Source organism: Klebsiella sp. MBT K-1, from assembly GCF_002556465.1.
GTDB lineage: Bacteria > Pseudomonadota > Gammaproteobacteria > Enterobacterales > Enterobacteriaceae > Klebsiella > Klebsiella grimontii.
Genome location: NZ_PDEL01000001.1, coordinates 356,433 through 379,539, shown reverse-complemented (window position 1 = coordinate 379,539; position 23,107 = coordinate 356,433). Strand labels below are relative to the sequence as shown.

The window sequence follows — 23,107 nt, the reverse complement described above, 5'->3', positions numbered from 1 at the left end:
TGGTGGTGGGTTTTAAACCCGTTACAGGAGGCTGCCGCTATGGCTACTACCCCAATCCAAACACATCCATTACTTGCTGTTCCCTTTAATGCCGCCACGGATTTCACCGTACTGGCCGATCACTGCGAAAACTTCGCCGAAACCCTGATTGAAAGCAACGATCCCACGCTAAAAATGGCGCTCTGTGGCAGACTCAACGCCTGTCTGACGCTGTTGCAGCCCACATTGTTAGACCCCGTTCCTCCCCATCTTGTTGAAAGCCTGACCGTTGACACCCTCCCTGCAAATTCCCCCCGTTTTGCGCCTGAATGTACAGAGCTTTGCCGCTACTGTCTCTCCCTGACGCAGATGCTGGCAGGGCAAGGCTTTTACTCTGAAATGGAGAAACACTTTAGCTGCCTGCTGTATGAACTGATCAACTATTTCGCTGCGGAAATGAAAGCGCCTCGCTGGCTCCGCACTGCCGATGGTGTGAAGTTTATCGACGAGGTGGCCGCATGATGCAACAGGACTGGCATTCTGCCGACATTATCGCCGGGCTGAAAAAACCTGGCACTTCGCTGTCAGCGCTTTCCCGTCAGGCGGGGCTGGCATCCTCTACGTTGGCTAATGCGCTTACCCGCCGCTGGCCCAAAGGCGAAAGATTGATTGCCGAAGCGTTAGATGTTGCGCCTGAGAACATCTGGCCTTCACGCTATCGCTGATCTCCCTCCGGCGCAGCCCGGATACGGAAGCTGCGCCGCATTTCGTTTATCTGATCCGTCATAATCCTTTGAACCGCAAAAACAGTTTTCTATTATCGGCCTTCTTACCACGAACTAAGCTCCCGCCTGCACGAAATGCTTCATGACCTGAAAGAAGCGCCTGATGTATCAGGACGGTTGCCGTTTTACCGGCAATGCCGCCTTTGAAAACTGCCGGATCTGTCTTCCGATGGATTAAGGCTTTCTTCACGCTTTATTACGCTAAGGAAATCACAATGAACCTGATGAATAATTGTGCACCGCCTGCCGTTAATGTTATATTAAAATATAATATTCGGAGGTGCTCTATGTATACCACACGCCTGAAAAAGGTTGGCGGATCCGTCATGCTGGCGGTCCCTCCCGCCGTGCTGAAAACGCTGGGGCTGTCGACGGACAGCGAAGTGGGCATGACCATTGATAATGGTTGCCTGGTTATTGAACCTCAAAAACGTCCCCGCTATTCGCTTGAAGAACTGCTGGCGCAGTGCGATCCGCACGCCGAAATGAGTGAAGAGGATCGGGAATGGATTGATGCGCCTGCGGTGGGCAAGGAGATCCTGTAAATGGACAGAGGGGAAATTTGGCTCGTTTCACTGGATCCGATTGCCGGTCACGAGCAAAGTGGAAAACGTCCGGTACTCATCGTATCGAAGGCATCGTTTAACACGTTTACCCGGTTGCCTGTCGTTGTCCCTGTCACCAGCGGCGGAAACTTTGCTCGCGAAGCCGGTTTTACCGTCTCACTGGACGGCGCGGGAACAAAAACAACGGGCGTTATTCGCTGCGACCAGCCCAGAACCATTGATATGGGAGCCCGGAGCGGTAAGCGACTGGAACGCATACCCGACGCTGTTGTGAATGAAGTGCTGGCCCGACTGGAGGCTATTCTGAGCTGATGCTTTTTATGTAACCTGAACGAGGGCGCTGTCACACACAGTGCCCTCATTTTTTATATCGACACAAAGTGATTAAAAATCCTTTTACAGCTAAAAACAGTTTCTCCTTTCCGCACCAGTGGTACTGGCATAGTCTCCCCGTTGCCCTATGCTGTCGTTGACAGCGCCACGCTTCACAACCTGAAAGAAGCGCCTGTTATCAGGACGGTTGATCCGTTTACCGGTGCCGACCTCTGCAAACACCGGGTCGCAGAACATCGCGATGGAGGCCTGAGTTCACTCGATATGTCCTTTTACTGCGCCAGCCTGCTGGTCTGAATCTGCACCGCGCCGGAATTCTCCCAGGTAACCTGTATCTGCTGATAACCAGCGCCTTTTACCTTTACGGGCTGCGGCCTGCATTGCCGTCAGGCTTTGCTGCCGCGTGGCCGTAAAACTGCACCAGAAACACAACGTTTAAACACTGCACCAGACCAGTGCGTCACTTTAACCGCGCAAAGCGGGAAAGTGACGCACACAGCCTTTTCGCCCTGCACCAGAAAACTCAACTGCGCCAGCTCATTGCTGGATTCTGACACAACCTTTTCAGGCCAATTAACCAATAAGGAGAACATGAACCGATACCGGAGGCGGATCAGGACGATCCGGGGGATAACCCGCTAAGGCGGGCGGCTGCTCAGAGAGCACAACCGAAGCCTCACCACACCTCAACGGCAGCCGCCCCGGCGCTCAGGTATCGTTCGCAGCCCCGACAAAACTCAGGGGCTATTGGCCTGTGCGCTGGGGAAAGCTGTATCAGTGTTGGTTTTTTGGGATGAGTTTGTGGCAATCATGAAAGGGGGAATGTATGGCAATACTGGAGCAGGAAATGAAGCGACTTGCGCAGCAGGCGGGCGGCAGCCATAAGACCGTTCACGACCGCATCAGGCTGGCGCAGCGGTTTTGTGAACGTCTGGTGCTGGCGCAGAATGTACAGATCCGCCGGGTGGAGCAGCTTAAGGCGCGGCATATCGAGGGTTATATCCGCGAACGAATCGCGAAGGGCATCACAAAGCGTTCCCTGCAAAACGAGATGGCGGCAGTGCGCTGCATTCTGAAACAGGCCGGGCGTGACAGGCTGGCGCAGAGTGAGCGGCTGAATAACCATTCGCTGGGATTGTCCGGCGCATCCCGTAACGGTACGAGGCGGGCGATCACGCCGGATCATTACCGGCATGTGCTGGAAACCGCCCGCGTAAAAGATCCGGGGCTGGCGGCAGCGCTGGAACTCTCAAGACTGATGGGGCTGCGTTCACAGGAGGCGGTGCAGAGTGTACAGTCGCTAAAAACGTGGCAGCAGGCGCTGGAGCGTGGCGATCCCCGGTTAACCGTGGTGTTTGGCACCAAAGGCGGGCGGCCCCGTGAGACGATTATTCTTGATGCTGGTGCAGTTAAAAAAGCGCTGAATAATGCGCTGGCTGTGGCAGAAGATCGCCACGGCAGGCTGATTGACAGGCCAGATCTGAAAACCGCCATGAAATACTTGCACAGTCAGGCGTCACGTCTCGGCTTAACTGGCGCATATTCTCCGCACTCGTTGCGCTATGCCTGGGCGCAGGATGCGATTGGTTATTATCTGGCGCAGGGATTTTGTGAGAAGGAAGCGCTGGCAATGACGGCGATGGATTTAGGGCACGGCGACGGACGCGGACGGTATGTGGCGCAGGTTTACGGGCGGGGGATTCTGACTGATAGCCGTTGTCTTTCGTAAGGCTGGTCATTAATCGGTTTTCGTACAAAAAATTTTGGGGGCAAAATTTTTTGTACGGTTTCCTCTTAATAATGGTGTTTACGAACGGTATAGCCTATTAACAGGCTTCTGGCGCAGCATTACGGTATTTTTGCTGATGATTGCGCCAGCAAAAGGGAAAATGCCGGATAAAGGTAAAGGGTGATTAAGGGTAACAGCGCCAGACCGGAAAAGGCCAAAGGGCTTAAAAGGCTAAAGCTGGCGCAGATCGATATATATATACGGCAATACCTGGTGCAGTCCTGTTGTATACCGACGACGACAGGCTGGTGCAGATAAACGGTGAGAATGAACTGGTGCAGTTATGGTGTTTCGGTTAAATCGGTTTCTGGTGCAGATTGTTTCGCAGCTTCGCCCGAAATTATTCACCTCATATATCTTTCTATATTTACCTATTGATTTATATGTAATTGATAGGTTATCTGGCAAAATTATTCGCGTCGAATAATTTCGGGCACTTCCCGATTAATAATATAAAAAATGAAGCCAGAACCTTTCAATGTAAAAAAGCAGCTCCCGGACAACCGGAAACTGCTTTTCCATTATCAACACATTACCTTACTGATGGCTCAGGCCACCTTATGCTGTCGGGCATAAATATAGGGTGCAATGTATCCCTCGTGGCTGACGTCGAGATAATCCGACCACCATTGCATCATGGCTTTGCGGGCGTCGAGATGTTCAGCACGGTGGATATACGCCGCCCGCACGCTGTTGCGCTCCTGATGGCTCATTTGCCGCTCCACCGTATCCCGTGACCAGAGTTCAGATTCCACCAACGCGCTACAGGCCATTGCCCGGAAGCCATGCCCGCAGACATCCGATTTTGTGTCATAACCCATTAAGCGCAGCGCCCGGTTGATGGTATTTTCACTCATCGGTTTGTAGGGATTGTGATCACCGGGGAAAACTAAATCCAGATGGCCGGAGATTTCCTTTATCTGCTTCAGAATGGCGATAGCCTGCCGGGATAATGGGACGATATGTGGAGTACGCATTTTTGCGCCACGACCTGAAAAACGAACTTTGGCTATCGCCTCGCGGGTGGCGGGAATGGTCCAGATTTTGTGTCTGAAATCTATCTCGCTCCAGCGGGCAAAGCGCAGTTCGCTGGAACGGATAAACAGATGCAGGGTCAGTGCTACTGCCAGTCTTGTTAACTGCCGCCCCTGCTGATAGTCACCGATACGCTCCAGCAGTTCGGGCAACCGCTCCAGCGGCAGAGCGGGATAGTGATTTTTAACCGGAGGGGCAGTAACGCCTTCCAGATGCAGGGCCGGATTATTTTCAGTCAGCCCCTGCTGTACGGCGTAACGCATGATGTTACAGAGTTGCTGCCGGGTTCGGGACGCGACTTCCAGAAAGCCTTTATCCTCGATAACTTTCAGCAGAGTAGTGAAATGCTGCGTTTTCAGCATCGTGACGGGCAGATGACCAATTGCCGGAAAAATATGGTTTTTCATACTGGCAAGGATGCGTTCAGCGTAGTCAGCCGACCATTTCTTGTTGGTTTTGTGCCATGCCAGCGCGACGGCCTCAAAGCATTTTTCCGGTGAAACGGCGGCTTTTTCAGTCATACGTTGTTGCGCGGGATTGATATTCTGCGCCAGCAGTTTACGGATCCCATCGCGTTGTTGACGAGCGTCGGATAGCGAAACTTGCGGATAAGCGCCTAACGCGATGCGGGATTCTTTTCGATTGAAGCGATATTTGAGATACCAGAGGCGTGAGCCACCGGGATTGACAAGCAGATACAGACCATGAGAATCGGTCAGTTTAAAGGGTTTATCAGAAGGCTTGATACTGCGGATTTTCGCGTCGGACAGGGACATGTGGTGGTCACTCCATTATCGAACTGAAATGACCCCAAATCAGACCACCAATTTTTCCCGATGCAGAGAGATAAATAGATACGCGCCGGGAAGGATTTCTGTGCTAACTCTCTTAATCAAAATACTATTGAGACATGCTGAGACGCATAGAAACAAGAATTTGGCTCCTCTGACTGGACTCGAACCAGTGACATACGGATTAACAGTCCGCCGTTCTACCGACTGAACTACAGAGGAATCGTGTGAACGAGGCGAATACTACTGGTCTCGTATTTTTGTGTCAACACCAAATTTAACTTGCTGATTCAAATGGCTAAATTTAGCGCAGGTCGTTGTTTTAGTGTACTACCGGGTTATCGCTATCATCTGGCGGGCTATTCTCACGTAATCTCTTCAGTGGATCCTGACGATAAAAAAGGCAGAAACGCTGCCAAAGCGCGGGAAAGCGGGGAGCAAATAACTCTGGCGCGCTGAAGAAGTATTCAGAGAGCACGGCGAAACATTCGGCAGGGTCGGTGGCCGCATACGCATCGATACTCGCGGCGCTTTCACCGACCAGGTCTATCTCATCCTGAATATTGTTCATAGCGGCATGGAGATCGTGTTCCCAGCCCGCCACCTCGCGCAGGGGGATGAAGGGTACGCCGCTTGCGCGATCGCCATTGCGGGTATCCAGCTTATGCGCCACTTCATGGACTATCAGATTGAAACCGGACGCATCGAAGGAGTCCTGAATATCCAGCCAGTTGAGAACAATCGGCCCCTGCTGCCAGCTTTGACCTGATTGTACGATTCGCTGGTTATGCACCAGGCCGATATCATCTTCCCATTCGTCATCGACGACGAACGGGGCAGGGTAGATAAGCACTTCGTGAAAACCATCTAACCATTCGATACCCAGCTCGAGAACCGGCAGGCAAAACAGTAGCGCGATACGAGCGCTGTGCAGGGGAGTAAGCTCGAGCCCCTGTAAGGCAACCAGACGCTTTTGTTGCAAAAAGCGGGAAGCCATCTGCACCAGCTGCTGCTGCTCATGTTCGGAGAGGTTGGCTAATACGGGAATGGCAAGCGCCTTTTCCCAGGGGATTTCCGCGTTGCCGGACTCTTCATCTGCTTTCCAGGGCCATTTAAATATCATATTGCTCGCAAAGTCGTCACTTGAACTGAATTAAAGAGACAGGAACTATTAAAATGCCAAAGAACCTGGCATTATAGCAACCTCAACAGCGGAGAGATGCCGGAGCGGCTGAACGGACCGGTCTCGAAAACCGGAGTAGGGGCAACTCTACCGGGGGTTCAAATCCCCCTCTCTCCGCCACTTTTCAACAAAATCAATCAGTCGCAAAGCGCTTTTGATTTTGCCCTGCATGAATCCCTGCATTAAAATTTCTTTCTATCGCTCTGTTTTCTCGCCTCTAACGCTGTCTTTTTTACCATGTTGCCTCTTGTTGGGCATCCACTTTTATCCTCTTTAGCTCACAAGCTCACACTCTTAACAATAACTTAGCCCGTTGCGCATCCCTGATAACAAAGCAGTTAACTGCCCTTGCTACACACGGATTCTGTAAGAGTATCTTAAAGAGAATGGATGATGGATGAAAAGGAGCGAACTCAGGAAAGCAGTAAAAGCATGGTTTGTTGTCGAGTGAGCGCTATGAGGCGATAGAGAAACTTATGACCCTGGCCGGAGCTGCCTTGATAAAAACTATCCCGCGCGGATCTGGCGCGGGATCATGTGCCTGTATACGGGAATGATGAAAAGTTTCAATAGTGAGTGGTTGAACTCCTCATGGCATCGCCCGTTTTTATAATGATGCAATCAGTGGTGCATTGCTCCTTTGCCGTCAGAATAACATTTTCTGGAAGCCTGAAATGCATTGACTTGCTCATTAAGATTTGCTCCGCCATCCCCTTGATAGCCCAGGGGGCCGCAAGGGAAATATTGCCAAACTCGTCATAACGTTGTGTTTTAGTAAAGGCATTATAGGCGGGGTCTTGAATGTCAAAAAGAACATCCCCCGTAAATGTTTTTCCCACCTTGTAGGAAAGCGCGCTTGCTAATGCGTTTAACTCCGATTTTTGTGGGATAATGAAACCATTAAAGATATTGTATGATGCAGCGATCATCGCGAATACCGTCAATATGGGTAGCGCTTTTTTTGCTATATTGAGTTTGCTTGTCAAGGCATCTACACCAATAATTATAAGAGCGCATATGAAAAATTCCAGTGCTATCAGCGACCTATATGCAGCCCAGTTTTCCTTGACTAGTAAGTTTGGAGAGTAGGCACCAATCCCCATGATAATGAACATGAGAACTTTCATAGGCCCTGATTTACCTTTTATTATTGAAAGTAAGCCTATTGCGCAAATTATTAATGAGAGAGTTGTGAATAAAGAGCCTGGGGTTATATTAAAGTTGTTGATGGCGTTAATCAATGGTTCTTTTATAAACCATTGTAATTTCTCAAGTGGATTATTAGTTAACTCGGCACGTGCAATTGAACTGCCATATAACCATACAGGTACAAATTTTGAAAACAGCAGGCTGCCAAGCATGCCGATAAATAAAACGGCGCCACTGATTAAAACAATATTCATGGAAAATGGCTTATCTTTTTTCAGGCAGTTATCAAGCATGACGAAAAATAAAAATGCCATCGCCGTGGGTTGATATATAGCAAATGCAAACCATAGAATAATGATGGATGCTGCAAATCTTATAATTGTTGTGTTCTTGTTTACGGGTTTTAATGTAGCGTAACTTGTTCCGGCAAGGAGTATAGAGAGTACAAACGGGAAACATGTCGCCCATGCACTATATACCTGTATTGCCGGCGTCAGGCCTATTAATAAAGGGAGGGTGATTGTTGTGATGTTACGCTCGAATATGTTTCTTTTTTCTATAAATAAAAAGAGGAAAAAGCAAAGCGCAAATACCGTTATTATGGTAAAAAATCTAAGATAGGCAAGGTCATTGATATTGTGAACTAGCGTAAAGCCAAGTCGCCTGGCAACGGCATACAAGGGTCTGCCGGATTGCATATCCCATTGAAACGGAGAACCTTTCCCTGAAAAAACATCGGATAGTGTCGACCAATCGTCTGAAAATGCGTAACTAAATATAATAGTTGGGCTATAAACTAAGAAAATTGCTGCAAGGTAAAGCATGGCAATAACTTTTTTAGTGCAAGGAGACATCCGTTCGTCCTCAGTGTTCATTGCTCGCCTCTCATTTCGTGCTTTGCTACCTCTTCGATAAAATATTTTGGCCGATTTTTGGATTCCATATATATTTTCCCAACGTATTCGCCAATTATCCCCAAAGAAAGCATCTGGACACCGCCAAGGAAGAAAATCGCAATCATTACAGATGTCCAACCCGCAACGGTATTTCCCAAAATCTTCTCAATGAAGGCATAGATTGCAGCTAGTGAAGATAGAAGGCATGTGATAACCCCAGCGGCGGCGATCATACGTAACGGGGTAATTGTCAGAGATGTTATTCCTTCTAACGCCAGTGCTACCATCTTTTTCAAGGGGTATTTTGATTCGCCTGCAACCCTTTCATCTCTGCTATAATAAACACTGCTAGACTTATAACCCAACAGCGGAATTAGCCCTCTTAAATATAAATTTTGTTCTTTAAAATCCTTTAATGCTGTCAGTGCGGTACGGCTAAGAAGCCTAAAGTCCGCATGGTTAGGAACCTGATTGACACCGAGCCCTGACATCAGAGAATAGAATTTATTGGCTGTTGCCCTTTTGAATACTGAGTCACTACTCCTGTTGTCGCGTACGCCATAAACAATCTCAAACCCTTCATTATATTTGTCTATCATTTTCTCAATGCAACCTATATCATCCTGTAAGTCTGCATCGATACTTACGGTAACGTCCGTATCCGCGTTTGCCAACCCCGCCAGCAGGGCTATCTGATGGCCCCGGTTCCTTGATAATTTCAGGCCGCGGATGAATGACTTTTCCTGTGATGTGGATTTGATTTGTTCCCAGGTGTTGTCTTTACTGCCATCATCGACAAAGAGGATATAACTATTTCGAGCGATTTTTTCTTTTGCCAGGAGGTTTTTTAATATAGTGGTGAGCCCCTCCAGACAGTATGGGAAGGCGTCTTTTTCATTATAACAAGGAACAACGATTGCTAACGAAGGTATTTGACTCCTCGCGTTGTTTATATTAATTTCTTTCATTTCATTGACCAGTATTTGTTTAGAATAAAACCAGCTGTAGTGTAAATAATCATACCTACAACTTGTGCTGTATAGATAGCATTAGGTATGACGATGAAAAAAACTTTTATTGCTATTAAATTTAAAATATAACAAAAAGCGCATGTGGATACGAATTTGATAAACCTCAGAGGGCTCAATGTCTTTGAGAAAGTGAACTTCGCATTCATAACAAAACTGAAAATAATGCCAACGACATATCCTGTTGCGTTTGAAGGGTAGACTCCCACGCCGGCCTGCATCAGGCCAAATATAGCAATTGCCGTAATTGCTGTATTTGCCAGGCCAACGATAATGTACCTGACCGCTTCTCTGGATGTGTTTTTTTTCAAGGTATGATTAATCATTTATTGATTTACATCAATTTTTAAAGGGGCAGTTAAGAGACTAAATGCGCAATTGAGATAAGCAATGAGCTCCTGGAATATAAGTATTTGACGCCAACTCGTGGTCTGTGTCAACCAGGGTTTTTATTACAGTAGACATATTCCTCTGTGGGTATTGTTTTACGCTTCTCCACCCGAGTTTGTTTGGACATGATTATGCCGAATGGCGAGGATATAAAAGCCGGAGAGCTATCGGAGGCGTGAGTTCTGGTGCGGCGATTACCAGGCAGCCCTGCGGTGTTTGTTAATTTGCTACTCTTCCTGCTTAGTCACCTCCTTGTAACTGAAATTTTCAGGACTGAATTTAGCATCAAATGATTTTCTGGCATGGGCATTCTTCAGGCTAAAGACTTACAGGATCAATCACCACCTCCCCAGGAGGTGGTTTAGGGGTGACAACGAAAAAAGCCCGCATTAAGCGGGCTTTAGGTTAATGAGACAATCTTAGAACTGGTAGGTGATACCTACAGCGAACTGATCGTCAGTGGCTGCGCCACTTACCGCCGCGTCTTCATCATCGATCAGATTGAATTTGTATGCGGTGTAAACGTTGAAGTTTTTGTTGAAGTAGTACCAGGTACCCAATTCAACGTAGTTCATGATATCCGCATTGGTGTCTTCTTTGGCGCCAAGGTCTTTACCTTTCGCGTAGACATAGCCCAGGGACGGACGCAGGCCGAAATCAAATTGATATTGAACAACGGCTTCGATGTTCTGGGTGTGATTGGCAAAACTGCCAAAAGTCGTTTTCTCCAGCGGAGTCATGTTACGGGATTCGCCATACATGACTGATGCATACAGATTATTTGCATCGTATTTAGCCGCCAGGTTCCAGACTTCAGCTGTTTCGCCCCGCTTGTCCGCAGCTTGCTCATCAGTACGATCGGAGTTGCTGTAGGCTCCAACGAAACCGAAGCCGTCGATGTTGTAGTTAACGGAGAAACCGAAACCGTCGCCGTTTGATTTTTTCGCGGTGGTGTCGTTATTTTTACCCTGATACTGCAGAGCAAAGTTAAGGCCATCAACCATGCCGAAGAAGTCGGTATTACGGTAGGTTGCAACACCGTTGGTACGACCGGTCATGAAGTTGTCGGTGTAAACCAGGCCGTCGCCGCCCCACTCAACCAGCATATCGGTATAACCTGCCGCGTCATAAACCACGCCGTAGTTACGACCATAATCGAATGAACCGTAGTCGCTGAATTTCAGACCGGCGAATGCTAAACGGGTAGCGCTGCCCTGCTGACCTTCCGGTTTGTCCGCTTTGATGTTGTATTCAAACTGGCCATAACCGGTCAATTCGCTGCTAATCTGGGTTTCGCCTTTAATGCCGAAACGCGCATAGGAGGTATCGTCAGAATTGTTGTTGTCGCCATCATGGGTCATGATGTGTTCGCCAACCATTTTGCCGTAGAAATCCAGTTTGTTGCCGTTCTTATTATAGATTTCTGCTGCATTAGCCGCGCCAGCGACTAATAAAGCTGGAACCAGAATTGCCAGTACTTTTCTTTTCATTATATATTCCCTTTTAATCATAATTAATATGAATTGTGTCATTCCTTCCGGGGTGACTATTTGATACTAGCGATTAAGTTCATTTTTCTTTAAATTAAATATGTAACTAAATTATATCTAATATTACAAAATGTTTCCGTTATATTCATTATATTAAAATTATATTGTTTTGTGATAATTTATTTCCTGCATTTATGGCTTTTAATAACATGGACTTATGCTTCTTCGTTGATTGGATTTTGTTGTAGATAAGTTTCATGCATCCTATATGTTGTTATTTAATATTTATTTTACGAATAATTGTTTTGCACGTCTTTAAACGTAGGTTTATCTTTCAGAGGATGATCTGAGTAAGAGTAATGACTGGTGAAATGAGGATCGAAGGAGGGTGAGTGAAAAAGAGCCAGAAATTAAATGCCATTCATAAATTTGTATTATTTAAAAATGGAATAAATTCATTGAATATATAGCCGGCATTATGACAAAGAAGCTGGATGATGCACAAAAATGCATCGGGTAGAGAGATCTGCTGCCTTGCAAGAATTTTCGCTATATAATGTGATGGATATCACTATTTTTGACTGGCAAGTGATGTTGCTTGTTGAGTTCACGGAGAGCAAATGAATGGAAGATAAAGCGAAAAGAAGTCCTGGTGGGAAACTGGCGCTGTGGGCATTTTATGCTTTTTGTGGTTATTTCCTCTGGGCGATGGCGCGTTACTGGTGGGTTGTCGGGCAGATTCAAAGCGTGCCCGGCGCTACGATTGATGGCGAACTTGGTTCAACGGCAGGGAAATGGATTGGCGCTCTGTTGGGATTTCTGGTGTTAGGCATCGTGGGGGCCATTCTTGGCGCAATTGCCTGGTACACGCGCCCTAATGCGCAGATCTATGAACATCACGAATAAAGTTGCTATGCTCGTTGCTGGCCTGTTACCTAAGGAACGTGCATGGACCTTTTTCACTGGCAGCAACGATTTGAAACCTGGCTAACCGAACATCACGCGCAAGGGGATGCGGCTCATGATATTTCGCATTTCCGCCGGGTATGGGCTACAGCGCAGCGGTTGGCCGAAGATACAGATGCTGACCGTCTGGTGATCCTGACCGCCTGCTATTTTCATGACATCGTCAGCCTGGCGAAAAACCATCCTGAGCGTAGCCGCTCTTCTGCGATGGCGGCGGAAAAAACGCTGGCTATCCTCCAGTCAGCTTTTCCTGATTTCCCCGCTGAACGCTACGCGGCGGTTTTACACGCTATTGAAGCGCACAGTTTTAGCGCGGCGATTGCTCCGCGAAGCGAAGAAGCGAAAATCGTTCAGGACGCCGATCGACTCGAGGCGTTGGGGGCGATTGGCCTGGCGCGCGTTTTTGCCGTGTCCGGCGCGCTGAACAATATCTTGTTTGATGCCAGCGATCCCTTTGCCGACCGGCGGGAATTGAATGATAAAACCTACGCGCTGGATCACTTCCAGTGCAAGCTGTTGCGTTTACCGCAAACGATGCAGACTGAAAAGGGCCGGGCAATGGCGATACACAATGCGCGCTTTCTGGTGCAGTTTATGGCCAAGCTCAGCGCGGAGCTTCGTGGAGACCCGATGGCTATTGATGACGAGGTTTTGCAGCGCTTTAACCCACTCGCGTAAAACTGGCTGCGCTATTTATGGTAACCTCTGCAAAAATAGTCGGGCTGGTTGAGGTTATGGCGCAAAATTTATCCAAGGAAAATCCCCCGTCTTTGAAGGTTGAACATACCGGAGAAGATGCGCAGGCGCTATTGCGCCAGCTGATGGCGATATATGATGTCAAAACGCTGGTCGCGCAGCTGGTTGCCGTCGGCGAGCAGCACTGGAGCCCGGCTATACTGAAGCGCGTTGCGACGGTAACGCGCGCGGCAGGTCGTATAACTGCGCAGGAGCAGGCCCACCTGCGCACGCTCTTGCCGCAGCCGCCTGCGCATCATCCGCATTATGGATTCCGCTTCGTCGATCTGTTTGCCGGTATCGGCGGCATTCGTCATGGTTTCGAGGCGATTGGCGGGCAATGCGTGTTTACCAGCGAGTGGAATAAACATGCGGTGCGCACCTATAAAGCCAACTGGTACTGCGATCCTGAGCAGCATTGTTTCAATGAAGATATCCGTGACGTCACGTTGAGCCATCTCCCCGAGGTGAGCGATGAAGACGCGGCGCAGCACATTCGCCAGACAATCCCGCAGCATGATGTTCTGCTGGCCGGCTTTCCCTGCCAGCCTTTTTCGCTCGCCGGCGTATCGAAGAAGAATGCCCTTGGCCGCGCCCACGGCTTTGCCTGCGAAACGCAGGGGACGCTGTTCTTTGACGTAGTCAGGATTATCGCCGCCCGGCAGCCGCCGATATTTGTTCTGGAGAACGTCAAAAACCTGAAGAGCCACGATAAGGGGCGGACATTTCGTATCATTATGCAGACGCTGGATGAGCTGGGTTATGAGGTTGCTGATGCGGCTCATACCGGAGCGGATGATCCGAAAGTGATCGACGGGCGTCATTTTTTACCTCAGCACCGGGAACGCATTGTGCTGGTGGGTTTTCGGCGCGACCTCAAGCTGCATGAGGGATTCACCCTGCGCGATATCGCCACTCTCTATCCCTCCGTTCGCCCAACTTTCGGCGAGCTGCTGGAACCCGTGGTTGACGACAAATTTATCCTCACCAGAGTGCTGTGGAAATATCTCTATCGCTATGCGCGCAAGCATCAGGAGCGAGGGAACGGTTTTGGCTACGGGCTCGTTGACCCCAAGAATCCGCGCAGCGTGGCGCGTACGCTGTCTGCCCGCTACTACAAAGATGGCGCGGAGATCCTTATCGATCGCGGTTGGGATCGGCTTTTAGGCGAAAAGTCTTTTGACGATGCGGAGAACCAGCTTCGGCGTCCGCGTCGGTTGACTCCCCGCGAGTGCGCGCGTTTGATGGGATTTGAAGCGCCGCAGGGATACCATTTTCGCATTCCGGTATCGGATACCCAGGCCTATCGCCAGTTTGGCAATTCGGTTGTCGTGCCGGTCTTTGCGGCGGTAGCGAAGCTGCTGGCGCCGCGTATAGCAAGAGCGGTGGCTTACCGTGAGCAAGAGATTGACCATGGCCGATGTCCACGATAAAGCCACCCGCAGTAAAAACATGCGCGCGATCGGCACCCGCGATACGGCGATTGAAAAACGGCTGGCGGGACTGCTGGCGCGTGCAGGATTTTCCTTTACCGTGCAGGATGCCGCGCTGCCCGGCCGCCCGGATTTTGTGGTGGCCGAGTATCAGTGCGTTATCTTTACCCACGGCTGCTTCTGGCATCATCATAATTGCTACCTGTTTAAGGTCCCCGCGACGAGAACTGAGTTCTGGCTGGATAAAATAGCCAAAAACGTGGCGCGCGATCGCCGGGATATCGGCCTCCTGGCGGAGCAGGGATGGCGAGTGCTGGTGGTCTGGGAGTGCGCGCTGCGCGGGCGCCAGAAGCTCAGCGACGAAGCGCTGGGGGAACGGCTGGAGGAGTGGATCTGCGGCGGAGGGAACTGCGCGCAGATCGATACGCAAGGTATAGGTCTGTTAGACGTTACTTCTGCGCCTTACAGGAGGTGATGTCGCGGCGAGCCGGAAGCAGGTACTTGCCGAGCGTGACCAGAACGACGGCGAAGATGATGATTCCCAGCGCCAGCCACTCTACGGCGGATAAGCTTTCGCCGGCAAAACCGGTGCCCAACAGCACGGCGACCACCGGGTTAACGTAGGCGTAGCTGGTCGCCACGGCAGGTGTAACGTTGCGAATCAGATACATATAGGCGTTGATGGCGATAAGCGAACCAAAGATCGCCAGATAGGCGACGGCAAAAATGCCGGACCACGACGGCATTTGGGTTAATTTTTCTCCGGTTAGCGTGGAGGCGATCATCAGCACGACGCCTGCCGCCAGCATCTCAATGGCGCCCGCCATCATCCCCGTCGGTAGCTCGATTCGCGAGCCGTAGACGGAACCAAACGCCCAGCTCATTGAACCGATAAGTATTAGCAGCGCGCCCCAGGGGTTACCGTTCAGGTTGCCGCCGCTGTTGAGCAGTACGATCCCCGCGAGACCAATAGCGATACCCAGCCATTCAAGTTTGCGGGTCGCAATACCAAAAAAACGGCTAAAGCACAGGGTGAACAGCGGCACCGTCGCGACCATGACCGCCGCAATACCGGAAGGTACGTGCTGGTGCTCGGCGAGAGTGACAAAACCATTCCCCACGGCCAGCAGTAACACGCCAATCAGCGCCGCGTTGAGCAGAGGCTTTCGCGCAGGGAGCTTATGGCCGGTTGCCAGTAGCCAGGCGGTCAGCACCGCGCCCGCGGAAAGAAAGCGCACGCCAGCCATCATTAGCGGGGGCCAGCTGGCGACGCCGACGGCGATAGCGAAATAGGTGGAACCCCAGATGATATACAGCGCAAACAACGCCCCGATGAGCGGCAACAGCTGACGGGTAGACATACTTCCTCACGACGGTGCAGAGACAGAAAGGGGAGATATAGTAAACGTGAAAACTCGCGTGCTGGCGAGCGCTTTAATTCGCCTGCTATGGTTAAATTTTTGTTGACTATGGACACTGGTGGGCGAAAAAGCGCTTTTGCTTCATACTTCAGGAGGAACAACCATAAATGAAGGAATGCAATTTTGGCGGGAAGTAGTCTATTAACCTTATTGGATGATATTGCCACTTTACTCGATGATATTTCGGTCATGGGGAAACTGGCAGCAAAAAAAACGGCAGGCGTATTGGGAGACGATTTATCGCTTAATGCTCAACAGGTCACCGGCGTGCGGGCCAACCGCGAATTGCCGGTCGTTTGGGGCGTAGCCAAAGGCTCACTGATCAATAAAGTGATCCTGGTACCGCTGGCGTTATTGATCAGCGCTTTTATCCCGTGGGCGATTACCCCGCTGCTGATGCTGGGGGGGGCGTTTCTCTGCTTCGAAGGCGTCGAGAAGGTGCTGCACAGTCTGCAGGCCCGGAAGCATAAAGAGGATCCGCAGGTTCGCCGGCAGCGGCTTGAGGCCCTGGCGAGCCAGGATCCCATGGCTTTTGAACGGGATAAAGTGAAAGGGGCAATACGTACCGATTTTATTCTGTCGGCTGAAATTGTCGCGATTACGCTGGGGATTGTGGCTGAAGCGCCGTTATTAAATCAGATCCTGATTTTGTCCGGCATCGCGCTGCTGGTGACGGTGGGGGTTTACGGTCTGGTGGGGATCATCGTCAAGCTTGATGATATGGGCTACTGGCTGGTGGAGAAAACCAGCTCGTTGGCGCAGTGGTCAGGCAAGGCTTTGTTGGCGATTGCGCCCCGCCTGATGAAAGTGTTGTCCATCGTTGGCACGCTGGCGATGTTCCTGGTCGGCGGCGGCATTGTGGGGCACGGTATTACGCCGCTGCACCATGCCATTGAAAATCTGGCCCATGGGCAGAATGCGGTGATTGCCTCGCTGCTGCCAACGGTCGCCAACCTGGTGCTGGGATTCATCATTGGCGCTATTGTGTTGGCCGGTGTGAAAGCGATTGGCGCTCTTCGTCGTCCGGCGAAGTAAATGTGCTCCTGCTCATGCAAAGTGGTTCAGCTTCGTCTAAGGTAAATCTGTTTCTTCCTGATACCGGAGGCAAAAATGGTCTTGTTGGTCAGTGATGAAGTGAGGCGAAAAAACGGTGGCCCCCGCATGGTCGTTACCGGGTTCGCCAGCGGCATGGTGGAGTGCCGCTGGTATGACGGTTACGGCGTTAAGCGCGAGGCGTTTCGTGAGGATGAACTTATTCGCGGAGGGGGAGGGAAGTCGAATCGCACCTGACCCTTTATCAGCGCCCGGCATTCGTCGGGCGTTTTCATAATAGTGATTATTTTACAAACAGGGAGCGTGGATGACGTTTGCTTCTTTAACTGTGCTGCGAGAAAACGATGGATAAGCTGATGTGGGTGGAAAAATTGCGTCAGATTTTAAGCCCCGGATATGTGGTTAACCTCTGTTTTTTTATCGTCTTCTGCTTCTCCACGCTGCTGATATGGCGTGAGATCAAGGTCCTGGAAGAAGCCTACGTTGCAAACCAGCGCAATAATCTTGAAAACGTGGCCCATGAGTTCGACAGTTTGCTGCAGTTTAATATCGACAGAATGATTTTTTTTCGCAACGGTATGCGGTCGGCGTTGGGTACGCCGTTGGATTTTGCCGCGCTGCGCAAGGCCGAAGAGGATTACTTAACAAAGCGGCACGATCCCATATGGTCGGTTGAGATCCATAACCGCCGGACGCTGCCGATCTACGGCGTCGCGGATGCCTTTGTCGACAGCGACGCGCTGCTTTCCCGTGATAATCCCTTTTCCGGAAATGAGCTCATGGCCACACTGGAGCTGGGTTATATGCTGCGTCTGGCCAATAACAACCGTGGATTTGCGAAACGCATGCTGTACGTGTCGCGCAGCGGTTTTTTTACGACGACCGAGCTGCCGAAAAATTCGACGCAGGCGCTGGCTCTCTATTCGCGGGCAACAGGCGCCGCCTGGTTTACCCGACAAACGCAGCGGAATAATCCTGCTCGCGGTATTGTGTGGCAAACGTTTCCCGATGATGAATCGCAGCGCGAAATGCAGGTGGTGACGGCGTCTATTCCGCTTGATTTCCAGCGCTACTGGCTCGGCGTTCTGGCGATGGATTTCTCGGTACAGGAGATGAAAACATTTCTGGTCAATGCGATCAAAACGGGCGAGGAAGGTGAGTACCAGCTTTATGATAATCGACTCAATTTAATTGCCTCCTCCGCGCCGGGCAACGTGCTGACGCTGCTGTCGCCGCGTGAACAGGAGATGCTAAGCCGCGCCTCTTCCCATGAGAATCAGGGCGGGATTCGCCTGGTCACGCGCTATATCAGCTGGGAAAATTTACGCAATTTTGATGGGGTGCTGATCCGTATCCATACTATCCAGGAAGGGGTCCGCGGTGATTTTGGCAGCATCACCATTGCGCTGATGCTGATGTGGTTAATGTTCACTTTGATGCTGCTGATCTCCTGGCTGGTCATTCGTCGAATGGTGCGCAACATGAGCGTGCTGCAGACCTCGCTGGAATGGCAGGCCTGGCATGATGCGCTGACCCGTTTATTAAACCGCGGCGCGCTGTTTGAACGTGCCATTGCGGAAACTCGCCTGAGCGAGCGTCTGAAGCGGCCTGTGGCGGTAATTCAGCTCGATCTGGATTATTTTAAAAGCGTTAACGATCGCTTCGGTCATCACGCGGGGGATCGCGTGCTGTCGCTGGTGGCCAGCACTATCGCCAGCCATATTCGGCAAGGCGATCTGGCGGGGAGGGTTGGCGGGGAGGAGTTTTGTATTGTGCTGCCCAATACCCCGTTAAAAGAAGCGCAGGTGATTGCTGAACGGATCCGTATCCGGATCAATAGCCGCGAAATTTTGCTGGGTAACAGCATTTCTTTGCGTATTACCGCTTCGCTTGGGGTGAGCGGTAGCGATGATACCGGCGAATATAACTTCGAAAATTTGCAGTCAGTCGCCGATCATCGCTTGTATCTGGCCAAGCAGAACGGGCGCGATCGGGTCTGTGCTGAAGGGTGAAAGAAATTTCTCTTGTGAATAAATTGAATTGAAATCATCCGCTATGGTTATTTTAGTGAGATTATTCTTAAAAATCGTTTAGCGGCAATCGGACGTTCGTAGAAGAACGAAGGGTTGCAGTCCTTGCCTGGCGAGCTTTGCCAGCGTGGCGGTAATGCTAAGCCACATTTTTCAATAATTTGCTTCATGAATGTTTGTTGTCATGCAAAATAATTGAGGGTAATGTTTGTAGCGCATCGGAAATCCTGGTGTAACGAATTTTCAAGTGCTTCTTGCATTAGCAAGCTTCATCCCGACTCCTGCGAGTCGGGATTTTTTTCGCGCAGAATTCAGCGGTTGGCTTCGGTGACGCTGAAGTCATGGATATCGAGTTCAAAGGCCTCAGCCAGCTCGCGCCAGGTATGGTAATCCCGGCCATCAATACTGACGCGGTGGGGATCGTCTTGCGTACGCTGCACTTCACTTTCGCTGATTTCATTAATCGCCGCCAGCAGGGCGTCAACATCAACGCCGCCTGCGCCATTATTTTCTTTGGCGGTTTTCATTTCGGCTACCTCGCTTAACTCAGATAGGGCCTCTTAAGTATAGACGGTCTACAAAAACAGCAGTTACCGGGCCGGACACTGCGCGATCGGCTGTTTTGTTCTACACTGGCTCAAAAATAGAGGAGATGAGTTATGCAGGTAAACGATCGTGTCACGGTGAAGACCGATGGCGGCCCACGTCGATCGGGTGTTGTGCTGGCGATAGAGTCGTTTAGCGAAGGGGTGATGTATCTGGTTTCGCTGGAAGATTATCCGCTCGGCATCTGGTTTTTTAACGAGAACGGGCATCCCGACGGTATTTTCGTTGAGCGGGACGAGTGACTTGCCGTAAGTGAACTGGCGGCAGCGGCCGCCAGCGTCTTTCAACGCAGGTTGACATGAATTCCGGACGTGATGTTTTCAGTCAGTCGTACGATGTGATAAATCACCTGTTTATTGTGGGTGTGAATTTTCTTTTTAATATTGCCCTTGTGCGATGAGACAGTCTTCGCCTTAATGTTCATCTGCGCTGATATGTGCGAGGTTCCGTGACCAGCCATCCACATCTGCAGCATATTTGACTCGGTCTGGCTTAAAGACAGCGTGGGGATATTAAGCCGGGCGGCACGATAGTTCTCATATTTCAGGCGGATGGCGAGAATGTCATCGAGGTCTTTTTCGGTCAGAGATTTAGAGCAAATAAGTAAGTTTTTGCGCACCAGCAGGTAGTGGTTGAAATGAATATTCGCCAGCGACATAAAGATCACAAATAGCGTCGCAGGATACTGGCTAATGATTTGCCGGATTAGCTGGTTGCTGTCTTCATGATGAATAAAGCAATCTTCGTTGATAAATACCACTGAAGGTCGGCTGGTCTCACAGAGGGCTTTCAGGCTTGGCGCACTGTGTACTTCAGTGATATCTCGCTTCCTTACCCCCCTGCCAGTGAGGTACCCGGTTAATCCCAGCCGGGTGAAGCTGCACAAATCCATAATAATCGTTGACATGACCCATCCTCAATCAACACGTAACGATAATTTATTCCTCGCCGACAAGCGATGAAGTCCATTTAGTTAGCAATTAAAACGACTGCTGCCATGGAACCATTAGGCAGCCTGAACTATTTCGTATAAGCCCCATAATTTGCCAGGAATATTCTCAAAGTAAAGGCTACAAATCGCTATGTGGAGGAAATAAAAACATTAAATACCCGTCATATATAGGATGGCCATTATGGCGGTATTTTAAAATAGGATTATCCTTATATTGAATGGTTAAAATAACATCTTCTGATTTATCGGTTTTATAAGATGAGTAAGAATAACTTAACATTCGAAGGCAATTTTTAGCCATATTGGCTGAGCCGGCCGCGTCTTGCTGCGCCGCTCCCCGATCCGGGAAGGGTGGCGAGCTTAACGCTTTAATGCCACAATGTTTTTTTATCGGTTTGTGGGATGGATGATGAAAAAGATAGTGTTTGCTGGTGCTCTGCTGACCCTCGCCGGGTGCGTTCAGGTTGATAGCTACAGCGATGTTGTTAAAGCGCCAGCGCCGACAGGGCTGGAAGGATACTGGCAATCGGCAGGCCCGCAGAGCGAGATGATGAGCCCGGAGGCGATCGCCAGCCTGATAGTGACTAAACAGGGTGACACGCTTGACTGTCGTCAGTGGCAGCGGGTCATCGTCCTGCCGGGGAAATTAATGAAGCGTGATGACGCGGTTTATAACGTCACCTCCGCTTTGGACGTCTATCCGATTGAGCGCGAAGGCGATACCCTGAGCTACGATCGGATGACGCTTAAAAGGGTGGATCGTCTCACCCCGGAGTGTGAACTGGCACGGAAAAAAGCGTCGGCGGATAAAAACGGACAATAAGCTTTTTGCGGGCTGAAAACCTTCTCAGCCCGCGGCGTTTCCCCGTATTTTACAGCACCTCTTCAATAACCCAGACGCTGACGCTGCCGCCGTTACAGGTAAAGATGCCGTTTCCTTCATCGTCGGTTTCAATGACCTCCTCACGATTGCCGAGAAAATCCCGCCAGCGTTTATTACGGTAGTTTTCGCCCAGAGGCAGCGTTTTTTCGCCGTCGTCGCCGTTGGAAAGCACCACCACGCAGCCCGGATCTTCCTCGGTGCCGCTTCGGCTGAAGGCGATACAGTTCGGATGGTCGAACCACAGCGTTTGTACGCCGTGAGCAAAACGCTGACGGGCATCGATCAGCTCATGTAATTGCTCGATCACCGGCATCTCAATGGCGTAGGTCTCGCCGTCGCCGCCGGTATCCTCATAGCTGGCGCCGAACAGATCGGCATAAAAGACTGACGGAACGCCGTTCTCACGTAACAAAATCAGCGCATAGGCCAGCGGCTTGAACCAGGCCTCAACCGGCGCCTCCAGCGCCTGCAGCGGCTGGGTGTCGTGGTTAGTCACCAGAGTCACAGCGTGGAACGGGTCGGCTTCCACCAGCGTGCCGCTAAAAATCTGGCTCATGTCGTAATCGCGACCCTGCCGCGAGGCTTCATGGAATTTCATCTGCAGGGGGGCGTCGAAGAGCATCGTCTTGCCGTCAACCATGGCGATATACTGCTGGAGCTTATCGACTTCATGCGACCAGTATTCCGCGACGATAAACAGCGGTTTTGTCGCGACCTCCTGGACGTGGTCGATCCACTCTTTATAAAACCAGGCGGGGATATGCTTAACCGCATCGAGACGGAAGCCGTCGCAGCCGGTTTGTTCCATCACCCAGCGCGCCCAGTACTTAATCTCCTCGGTCACCGCCCGATTACGAAAGTCGATATTTTCGCCCATCAGATAGTCGAAGTTACCCATCTCATCATCGACCTGATCGTTCCATCCCTCCCCGGTATAGTCGTTGACGATTTTAAACACGCCATCTTCGTCGGGATTCTCGATATGATCGATGCCGCTGAAGCACTTATAATCCCAGATGAATTCAGAGTATTGGCCGGCCCGTACCGGGAAGGTGTAGCGCGTCCAGGCTTCACACTCAACAATCTCATCGGCGATCTGCGTGCGGTCGTTTTGATCAACACGCTGAATGCGTACCGGCTCTTTCTCATCCGCGCCCATTTTATGGTTGACCACCACGTCGAGCAGCACGGCGATATCGTGCTGGCGCAGCGCGGCGATAGCGGCCAGTAGCTGGGTTTTATCGCCGTATTTAGTGGCGACAGACCCCTTTTGATCGAACTCGCCGAGATCAAACAGATCGTAGCAGTCATAACCGACCGAATATCCTCCGGAGGCTCCCTTATAAGCTGGGGGCAGCCAAATCATATTGATACCGATTTCATTGAGGTTCGGCGCCAGGGCCTCGACTTCACGCCATAATTCGCCGCCGGTGGGGTAGTACCAGTGAAAGCACTGCAGTAACGTGGGGTTTTTCATCTTCCATGCTCCAGACGTCATCAAGCTGACTATTGCAGTATGAGAGATATCCAGCAAAATGCAGACGTTTCGCCTACGTTTTCCCTATGCCCTAAAAGGCATCATATATAATAATTTGGAATAAGATGTAGCGTATC

25 protein-coding genes and 2 tRNA genes are annotated in these 23,107 nt (G+C 50.4%); 15 read left to right on the top strand and 12 right to left on the bottom strand.

The window, feature by feature from the left end; genetic code table 11:
- Positions 1 to 39: 39 nt before the first annotated feature.
- The 4 genes from CMQ96_RS01810 to CMQ96_RS01790 all read left to right on the top strand — a co-directional run bounded on the left by CMQ96_RS01810 (position 40) and on the right by CMQ96_RS01790 (position 1,642).
- Positions 40 to 501, top strand: a complete 462-nt coding sequence (locus CMQ96_RS01810; RefSeq protein WP_098065752.1) for a hypothetical protein — start codon at positions 40 to 42, stop codon at positions 499 to 501.
- Positions 498 to 704: a helix-turn-helix transcriptional regulator gene (locus CMQ96_RS01805; protein ID WP_098065750.1), complete on the top strand. Its 207-nt coding sequence runs from the start codon at positions 498 to 500 to the stop codon at positions 702 to 704. The genes CMQ96_RS01810 and CMQ96_RS01805 overlap by 4 nt, the downstream gene beginning before the upstream one ends.
- Before the next feature lie 347 nt (positions 705 to 1,051).
- Positions 1,052 to 1,309: an antitoxin gene (locus tag CMQ96_RS01795; RefSeq protein WP_098065748.1), complete on the top strand. Its 258-nt coding sequence runs from the start codon at positions 1,052 to 1,054 to the stop codon at positions 1,307 to 1,309.
- Positions 1,310 to 1,642: a type II toxin-antitoxin system PemK/MazF family toxin gene (locus CMQ96_RS01790; protein WP_098065746.1), complete on the top strand. Its 333-nt coding sequence runs from the start codon at positions 1,310 to 1,312 to the stop codon at positions 1,640 to 1,642.
- A 407-nt stretch (positions 1,643 to 2,049) separates the two neighbouring features.
- Here CMQ96_RS01790 and CMQ96_RS01785 read toward each other — a convergent pair whose 3' ends face one another.
- Positions 2,050 to 2,256 (bottom strand): hypothetical protein, encoded by a 207-nt coding sequence (locus CMQ96_RS01785; protein ID WP_224253472.1) that lies wholly within the window; start codon positions 2,254 to 2,256, stop codon positions 2,050 to 2,052.
- A 233-nt stretch (positions 2,257 to 2,489) separates the two neighbouring features.
- Here CMQ96_RS01785 and CMQ96_RS01780 point away from each other — a divergent pair, with 233 nt between their 5' ends.
- Positions 2,490 to 3,392 (top strand): integrase domain-containing protein, encoded by a 903-nt coding sequence (locus tag CMQ96_RS01780; protein ID WP_098065744.1) that lies wholly within the window; start codon positions 2,490 to 2,492, stop codon positions 3,390 to 3,392.
- Positions 3,393 to 4,000: 608 nt separating this feature from the next.
- Here the strand turns inward: CMQ96_RS01780 and CMQ96_RS01775 are convergent.
- The 3 genes from CMQ96_RS01775 to mtfA all read right to left on the bottom strand — a co-directional run bounded on the left by CMQ96_RS01775 (position 4,001) and on the right by mtfA (position 6,401).
- The gene (locus CMQ96_RS01775) at positions 4,001 to 5,263 is read right to left on the bottom strand and encodes an integrase arm-type DNA-binding domain-containing protein (RefSeq protein WP_098065742.1); all 1,263 of its coding nucleotides are present in this window, start codon (positions 5,261 to 5,263) and stop codon (positions 4,001 to 4,003) included.
- Positions 5,264 to 5,424: 161 nt separating this feature from the next.
- Positions 5,425 to 5,500, bottom strand: a tRNA-Asn gene (locus CMQ96_RS01770).
- Positions 5,501 to 5,600: 100 nt separating this feature from the next.
- A complete protein-coding gene (gene mtfA, locus CMQ96_RS01765) occupies positions 5,601 to 6,401 on the bottom strand; it encodes a DgsA anti-repressor MtfA (RefSeq protein WP_155553273.1) in 801 nt (266 codons plus the stop codon).
- A 90-nt stretch (positions 6,402 to 6,491) separates the two neighbouring features.
- On the opposite strand from mtfA, the gene CMQ96_RS01760 reads away from it, so the two are divergent.
- Positions 6,492 to 6,581, top strand: a tRNA-Ser gene (locus CMQ96_RS01760).
- A 446-nt stretch (positions 6,582 to 7,027) separates the two neighbouring features.
- Here the strand turns inward: CMQ96_RS01760 and CMQ96_RS01755 are convergent.
- The 4 genes from CMQ96_RS01755 to CMQ96_RS01740 all read right to left on the bottom strand — a co-directional run bounded on the left by CMQ96_RS01755 (position 7,028) and on the right by CMQ96_RS01740 (position 11,414).
- Positions 7,028 to 8,485: a glucosyltransferase domain-containing protein gene (locus CMQ96_RS01755; RefSeq protein ID WP_098065740.1), complete on the bottom strand. Its 1,458-nt coding sequence runs from the start codon at positions 8,483 to 8,485 to the stop codon at positions 7,028 to 7,030.
- Positions 8,482 to 9,474 (bottom strand): glycosyltransferase family 2 protein, encoded by a 993-nt coding sequence (locus CMQ96_RS01750; RefSeq protein ID WP_004136576.1) that lies wholly within the window; start codon positions 9,472 to 9,474, stop codon positions 8,482 to 8,484. The genes CMQ96_RS01755 and CMQ96_RS01750 overlap by 4 nt, the downstream gene beginning before the upstream one ends.
- On the bottom strand, positions 9,471 to 9,860 hold the full coding sequence (locus CMQ96_RS01745; RefSeq protein ID WP_049086147.1) for a GtrA family protein: 390 nt from the start codon (positions 9,858 to 9,860) through the stop codon (positions 9,471 to 9,473). The genes CMQ96_RS01750 and CMQ96_RS01745 overlap by 4 nt, the downstream gene beginning before the upstream one ends.
- 483 nt (positions 9,861 to 10,343) lie before the next feature.
- Positions 10,344 to 11,414 (bottom strand): porin, encoded by a 1,071-nt coding sequence (locus CMQ96_RS01740; RefSeq protein WP_024359897.1) that lies wholly within the window; start codon positions 11,412 to 11,414, stop codon positions 10,344 to 10,346.
- Between the two features lie 624 nt (positions 11,415 to 12,038).
- On the opposite strand from CMQ96_RS01740, the gene drpB reads away from it, so the two are divergent.
- From drpB to CMQ96_RS01720, 4 genes are read left to right on the top strand one after another with little or no spacing between them, the layout of a single operon-like run.
- Entirely contained in the window at positions 12,039 to 12,320 is a 282-nt protein-coding gene (gene drpB, locus CMQ96_RS01735; RefSeq protein ID WP_004136582.1) for a cell division protein DrpB, read from the top strand.
- A gap of 42 nt (positions 12,321 to 12,362) precedes the next feature.
- Positions 12,363 to 13,058 (top strand): phosphohydrolase, encoded by a 696-nt coding sequence (locus tag CMQ96_RS01730; RefSeq protein WP_049089595.1) that lies wholly within the window; start codon positions 12,363 to 12,365, stop codon positions 13,056 to 13,058.
- A 56-nt stretch (positions 13,059 to 13,114) separates the two neighbouring features.
- A complete protein-coding gene (locus CMQ96_RS01725; RefSeq protein ID WP_176518969.1) occupies positions 13,115 to 14,548 on the top strand; it encodes a DNA cytosine methyltransferase in 1,434 nt (477 codons plus the stop codon).
- Entirely contained in the window at positions 14,529 to 15,023 is a 495-nt protein-coding gene (locus CMQ96_RS01720; RefSeq protein ID WP_004136586.1) for a very short patch repair endonuclease, read from the top strand. Before CMQ96_RS01725 ends, CMQ96_RS01720 begins: the two co-directional genes overlap by 20 nt.
- Here CMQ96_RS01720 and yedA read toward each other — a convergent pair.
- A complete protein-coding gene (yedA, locus tag CMQ96_RS01715; protein WP_004136588.1) occupies positions 14,998 to 15,909 on the bottom strand; it encodes a drug/metabolite exporter YedA in 912 nt (303 codons plus the stop codon). The two genes, CMQ96_RS01720 and yedA, sit on opposite strands and share 26 nt — an antisense overlap.
- A gap of 183 nt (positions 15,910 to 16,092) precedes the next feature.
- Here yedA and CMQ96_RS01710 point away from each other — a divergent pair, with 183 nt between their 5' ends.
- The 3 genes from CMQ96_RS01710 to dgcQ all read left to right on the top strand — a co-directional run bounded on the left by CMQ96_RS01710 (position 16,093) and on the right by dgcQ (position 19,034).
- Positions 16,093 to 17,004, top strand: a complete 912-nt coding sequence (locus CMQ96_RS01710) for a DUF808 family protein (RefSeq protein ID WP_098065736.1) — start codon at positions 16,093 to 16,095, stop codon at positions 17,002 to 17,004.
- Positions 17,005 to 17,079: 75 nt separating this feature from the next.
- A complete protein-coding gene (locus CMQ96_RS01705; RefSeq protein WP_004122136.1) occupies positions 17,080 to 17,259 on the top strand; it encodes a YodC family protein in 180 nt (59 codons plus the stop codon).
- Between the two features lie 107 nt (positions 17,260 to 17,366).
- On the top strand, positions 17,367 to 19,034 hold the full coding sequence (dgcQ, locus tag CMQ96_RS01700) for a cellulose biosynthesis regulator diguanylate cyclase DgcQ (protein WP_004136593.1): 1,668 nt from the start codon (positions 17,367 to 17,369) through the stop codon (positions 19,032 to 19,034).
- A gap of 329 nt (positions 19,035 to 19,363) precedes the next feature.
- On the opposite strand, the gene yodD is transcribed toward dgcQ, so the two are convergent.
- On the bottom strand, positions 19,364 to 19,579 hold the full coding sequence (yodD, locus tag CMQ96_RS01695) for a YodD family peroxide/acid resistance protein (protein WP_004136598.1): 216 nt from the start codon (positions 19,577 to 19,579) through the stop codon (positions 19,364 to 19,366).
- A 132-nt stretch (positions 19,580 to 19,711) separates the two neighbouring features.
- Between yodD and dsrB the strand changes: the two genes are divergently transcribed.
- Positions 19,712 to 19,900: a protein DsrB gene (gene dsrB, locus CMQ96_RS01690; RefSeq protein WP_004136599.1), complete on the top strand. Its 189-nt coding sequence runs from the start codon at positions 19,712 to 19,714 to the stop codon at positions 19,898 to 19,900.
- 41 nt (positions 19,901 to 19,941) lie between these two features.
- Here dsrB and rcsA read toward each other — a convergent pair whose 3' ends face one another.
- The gene (gene rcsA, locus CMQ96_RS01685; protein ID WP_004136600.1) at positions 19,942 to 20,565 is read right to left on the bottom strand and encodes a transcriptional regulator RcsA; all 624 of its coding nucleotides are present in this window, start codon (positions 20,563 to 20,565) and stop codon (positions 19,942 to 19,944) included.
- A 454-nt stretch (positions 20,566 to 21,019) separates the two neighbouring features.
- Between rcsA and yedD the strand changes: the two genes are divergently transcribed.
- Entirely contained in the window at positions 21,020 to 21,433 is a 414-nt protein-coding gene (gene yedD, locus CMQ96_RS01680) for a lipoprotein YedD (RefSeq protein WP_024359893.1), read from the top strand.
- Between the two features lie 49 nt (positions 21,434 to 21,482).
- On the opposite strand, the gene amyA is transcribed toward yedD, so the two are convergent.
- Positions 21,483 to 22,970: an alpha-amylase gene (gene amyA / locus CMQ96_RS01675; protein WP_024359892.1), complete on the bottom strand. Its 1,488-nt coding sequence runs from the start codon at positions 22,968 to 22,970 to the stop codon at positions 21,483 to 21,485.
- Between the last annotated feature and the right edge of the window lie 137 nt (positions 22,971 to 23,107).